We start from the raw sequence: 2523 nt of genomic DNA on the forward strand, positions 1-2523 counted from the left end.
GAGACCTTCGGCGTCCGAAATGCATCGATCTGGACGCCCTCGCCCCCGCCCCGCTCCCCGCCCGATGCACCCAAACCCGTAGGGGCAGACCTGCGTGTCTGCCCACCCTCGCCCCCACCCCAATCCCCGCCCCCCGTGCACCATCCCCGTAGGGGCCGCCCCACGTGGCTGCCCGTGCCCGCCCCCGCGCCGAACCCCGCGCCGCACAACGATCTACGCGGGCCCTGCGATGCCCTCACCGCTCGACCGTCAACGCCCGCGTCGCCGTGACCGGCGGCCCCGCGGCGGGGTGCACGGTCACCTCCAGCAGGTACTCGCCCGGGGGGAGGCGCTGGGGGAGGGCGACCGTGGTAGAGCGGGGGAGGAGCGCGGCGCCGCCCGACTCCTCCGTCCAGCGCATGCGGACGGGGGCGGCGGTGGGGGCCAGACCGATCCGCTCCGCGATGCGGCGCACGCCGCCCGGCGCGCGGCGGGCCAGCGCCAGCGAAACGCGCAGCGTGTCCGCCGTGGGCGCGTCGCGATACACCTCCCAGAAGAGCCCCACCCGGTCTCCCGCCCGGAAACGCGTGCCGGGGCGTACCAGCGGCGCGGCCTCGTCCAGCGTCTCGGGATGCGCCATGGGGTCCGCCAGCAGGAGCACGTCGGAGAGCGACACGCCGCCCGCCCGCGGACGGTCCAGGGGGAGCGAATAGCGGGCGCGGCCAGCGCGGCGGCTGGCCAGCTCGCGGGCCTCCAGGCTGAACATGGCCGTGCGCGGCGGGGCAGTCACGCGCAGAACGGCGGTGGAGCCGGCCACCTGCGCCGTGCTCATCCACACGGGCGCGCTGTCGCTCTCGGCCAGGACGATGCCGGCCTCGGTGCGCGGCGACGGCGGCAGGCTGTCCTTCGCGAGCGCCAGCCCGGCGATCACGACCGCCGAGTCGCCGCGGCGGAAGACGGCCACCTGGTGCGCCAGCGTGTCGAGGCGCGAGATGCCGCGCGGGGCGTAGCTGGAGCGCGCCCGGTTGCTCAGCAGCCGCTCGCCGTCAGGCGGGGTGGCGCCGAAGGGCTGCTTCTCGTCCAGCCGGGGGAGGAACTCGCGCCCGTGAGAGGCATAGTGCACCACCATCCCGCCTGTGGTGGAGGACTGCCACATCTCGGGGCGAATCTTTTCGTACCCGGTCGGCATCCCGAAGCGCAGCACGATCTCGCGCAGGTCGTCGCCCCAGGCGAGGCCCTCGGTGGTGCGGGCGCGGTCCTGCAGGCGGTCGTGCACCAGGCGGGCGAAGTGCTCCGTCTTGCGGTCGTTCCCCGGCTCCATCCAGAGCGGGTCGGCGAGCCACCAGAGGCGCCGCGTGGCGGCGTCGCGGGCGGCGGGGTCCATGCGCCGGAGCGCGCGGGTGTCGTCCGCCTCCAGGATCGGCTCCAGGTCCAGCCACTCGCGCCGCTCGCGCTGCGGCATCGCGGCCAGCGCGGCGCCGAACGCGCTGTCGGCGTAGGCGTAGGCGTCGGCGGCGTGCGCGGCGTATCCTTCGAGCGCGCGGCACCACCAGCCGGCGGCGCGGCATGCGCGGGCGGCGTCGCGGGCTTCCTGCTTCTTCCCGGCCTCCACCAGGTAGCGCACCCGCTGCCCCGCGATCCACTCGTCGCCGGGAGCGCGGCGGGCGGCTTCGGCCAGGCGCGCCAGGGCACGGGTGCGCGCGCGTACCAGCCCTTCCGGCTCGGGCGGCGGCGTCCACTCCGTCTCCGGTTCGTCGTACCAGAGGCAGAAGCGCCCGATCACCTCGTCGCACCGCCCGGCGCCGGATGAGCGCTGGTTGGTCCAGGGAAGGTGCCGGGCTCGCATGCGCTCGAACTCGGCCTGCGCGCCGCGGGCCAGCCGGAGCGCCCGGATGGAGTCGGCGCGCTGCTGGCGCGCGGTGACGCGTGGCGCGTCCGGTATGGCGCGCAGGGGTGAGCGCTGCGCCTGCAGGGGCGCCGCGAGCGCGAGGAGCGCCAGTGCAGCGGTGAGGGATCGCATCCAGGGAAGCTCCGGCCAGGGGGCGTTACGGCCACGGATGGGGAGGCGCTGCACCGTCCGCGCCACCGCGAACGTCTGTAACGCACCACGATGCTCCAGTTTGACGCGGGCGCCTCACGATTGCGCCTGCCGGGCCGGGGTTGTAGCCTGTCCGGTCACTTCAACCCCACTTACTAAGAAGATCGCCCAATGAGCGCACCTCGCTTCACCCCGCCCGCCGCGGTCACGGAGCGCACCCGGCGGCTCCGCAAGATCTGGCGCGCGATGACCCCCGAAGAGCGCGTCCTCGCCATCCGCGCGGCGTCGGGACCGGACCGCGGCGCAGGCTTCACCCAGGCGCTGCGCGGACACCTGGCGCAGGTGCTGAAGGTGCGCGCCGCGACGGCGCAGAGCTGGGGCGTCCCGCAGATCGCCGAAGCCACGCTGCGGGCGCCGCTCAGCGAGGACATCATCGTCGACCTGCTGATGGCGTTCCACCTGAAGGAGCGCGTCCCGCTCCTTTCGGCCTTCCTGGATGCGGCGGG

The 2523-nt window shown here is 75.0% G+C and carries 2 protein-coding genes; one reads left to right on the plus strand and one right to left on the minus strand.

Annotated elements, in window-relative coordinates:
- Positions 1–235: 235 nt before the first annotated feature.
- Positions 236–1999, minus strand: a complete 1764-nt coding sequence (locus VF647_13270) for a hypothetical protein (protein HEX8453066.1) — start codon at positions 1997–1999, stop codon at positions 236–238.
- 189 nt (positions 2000–2188) lie between these two features.
- On the opposite strand from VF647_13270, the gene VF647_13275 reads away from it, so the two are divergent.
- On the plus strand, positions 2189–2523 hold a 335-nt coding region (locus VF647_13275), incomplete at its 3' end, for an HMG-box domain-containing protein (protein HEX8453067.1).

It is taken from the genome of Longimicrobium sp. (assembly GCA_036387335.1).
GTDB lineage: Bacteria > Gemmatimonadota > Gemmatimonadetes > Longimicrobiales > Longimicrobiaceae > Longimicrobium.